We start from the raw sequence: 2,399 nt of genomic DNA, 5'->3' as shown, positions 1-2,399 counted from the left end.
CTGTCCCTACCCGCCGATGCCACACCTGCAGGCACCCGCATGCTCTTGGTGCGCGGCAAGGGCGACAAGCAGCGGCTGGTGCCCCTGCATGCTCGAGCCATTGAGGCGATCGGCCAATGGCAGAGGCTGGCCCGCGCCTATTCCGGCGGCGCGCCCTCCCCCTGGCTGTTCCACGCGGTGCGCAACGGCACGAAGGCGCTGACGCGCCAGGCCGCCCTGCTCGAGATCAAGGAAGCGGCTGTGGCCGCAGGGCTGGCGAGCCCCGAGCGGGTGTCGCCGCATGTGCTGCGCCATGCCTTTGCCACCCACATGCATTCCGGCGGCACGGACCTGCGCGTGCTGCAGGAGCTGCTCGGTCATGCCGGCATCGAGACCACCCAGATCTACACGCATCTCGATACCTCCCGCCTCCACCACATGGTCCGCGACCTCCACCCGCTCAATGGGGAGAGCACGTCAGCGGCCTGAACAGCTGGAGCAGTGCTTGCGACGGCCTCAGAAAGCAACTTTGATCGGCAGATCCATAGCGATACACTGAGCTCAAAGCGCTCTTGTCCTGATGAAACGCAGTCACTGTACGCCAGATTGCCAGCGCTTCTCTTGCAGTCGTACCAGGATCGAATGACCATGCTCGGCAACCATTCCCTCTCCGGTCTCATGAAATGGCTTACACACGAGGAATGGCGCGAGCCGTTTGCAGATGTCCTGGACCTGCACCTCGGTCCAGCGTGCGAAGACTACGAGATGGACTTCGAAGAGATCGCCGAGGTGATCGGCGATCATGCGGCCATGATCCTGTGGGGCTGCGCCTTCGAGGACTTCCTGACTCAGGCCATCGAGCCGGATGGACGTAACATCGTCGAGGACTATCTCAAGCGCCGCGGCTGGAAGGAGAGTACCGGCAACCGGCGCTACATAGAGGCGCTGCGGGCCTCCTGCATGAGCCTGTACGAGGTCAGTGAGATCGTGCCTGGCCAATCCTTCCTGGCGCGGGATCTCTTACGCGGCGGGGAGCCGATCCGGGTCAGCGAGCACTCCGCCACCAAGAGCCTCCAGGTCTGGGACAACATCGGCGCCCGGATCGTTGCGGTGTCGGGCAAGAACATCCTGGCCGGAGGCCTCCTGCCCTTCCGCCCGAGCGCCGCCACGCTGCTCATGGACGAGCTCAAAGCGGCTAGGAAGGAGGCCCAGCGCGAGTTCCGCAAGCTGGCCAAGGAGGCCCAGCTGCCCAGGTCCACCCGGGAGGATGGCCAGATCGCCGACCTCCTGTTCATGGCAACGGCTGCACCGATCTTCAGCAACATCTGGCTGGATGATGCCCTGGCCTTTGCGCTCGATCAGAGCCTGCCGACTGTTCTCAACAGCGATGGCGACGAGGTGGTGTTCTGCCGGGTTCGCTTTCCGTTGCGCGCGAAGGACGCTGCCGCTGAGATCCGCGAGCGCCTGCGCGCTGTTCCGGCATTCCAGGAAGAGAACGAAGGCTTCTGGAACTGGATCGCGCCGCGCCAGCCTGCCCAATACAGTCCCTCCGGCAAGCCGGTGAGTAAGTCCTCTCCCAGGGAGGGGCCGTCCATGCAGGTGACACTCGACACGGGCGAGACGGTCCTCGGCACCATCGAGCTGACCGATAAGGCGTTGCTGCTGGAGGCGAACTCCCGCGAACGGGCCGAACGCGGGCAGGCCCTTTTGGCCGACCTGGCTGGAGAGCTGGTCGGGCCGGCTTTGACGGAGATCGAAACCCTCGACCAGATGATGGCCGGACGCGATGGAGACGTCCAGCCGGATAGGGCCAGCGAGCTGCCGGCCGAACTGCAGGCCGAGCTCGTCCATGGTGCTCTCACCGACCACTACCGCAAGACTCTCGACGAGCCGATCCCGGCGCTCGGGGATCTGAGCCCACGGGCTGCCGCGCAAACCGCTGCGGGCCGGCGCAAGGTGGCAGAGTGGCTGAAGCACATCGAGAACCAGTCGAAGAGCGGGAGGCCGCCCGACGATCCGATGGCGAGCTACGACTTCACATGGCTCTGGCGGGATCTGGGTCTGGAGAAGCTCAGGCGCTAATAGACGCCGGTCTTGGTGTCGTCGCATCTCGCTTTCGGTCGATGAAAGCTGTGCGACGAGGAACCTGCGCGGCGATCATGAATTCTCGCACAACACGCTGAGGACGTTTCCATGTCGGACATCCCTTACCCTGATACGCCACAGCCGGACATTCCCGTGCCGCCGCAGCCTGACTTGCCGACACCCGTGCCTGAGGTCGAGCCGGATCCCAGCGAAGGTAATTACCCACGCCGTTGCTGAGGCTGGTTTCAGGCGCTGACGGTAGCGAGAATGGTGCCGAAGACGGTGACACTTGGCGTGAGCCGAGCCGTATCGACGACGGTGCGCACGGCCGCTTC

The 2,399-nt window shown here is 64.5% G+C and carries 3 protein-coding genes; all 3 read left to right on the top strand.

Going from position 1 to position 2,399, the window contains the following annotated elements; all coding sequences use genetic code 11:
• Window positions 1-468, top strand: a 468-nt coding sequence (locus tag ACS5Q1_RS47585; protein WP_473104736.1) for a tyrosine-type recombinase/integrase, incomplete at its 5' end; no start/stop codon positions are given.
• 159 nt (window positions 469-627) lie between these two features.
• On the top strand, window positions 628-2,061 hold the full coding sequence (locus ACS5Q1_RS47580) for a DUF7986 domain-containing protein (protein ID WP_473104735.1): 1,434 nt from the start codon (window positions 628-630) through the stop codon (window positions 2,059-2,061).
• Between the two features lie 111 nt (window positions 2,062-2,172).
• Window positions 2,173-2,301 carry a hypothetical protein gene (locus tag ACS5Q1_RS47575; RefSeq protein WP_473104734.1) on the top strand — a complete coding sequence of 43 codons (129 nt, stop codon included), beginning with the start codon at window positions 2,173-2,175 and terminating at the stop codon, window positions 2,299-2,301.
• Window positions 2,302-2,399: the final 98 nt, after the last annotated feature.

The organism is Microvirga sp. GN3 (assembly GCF_055792825.1).
The sequence above is the reverse complement of the archived record's forward strand: the minus strand, read 5'-3'. Positions and strand labels throughout refer to the sequence as shown.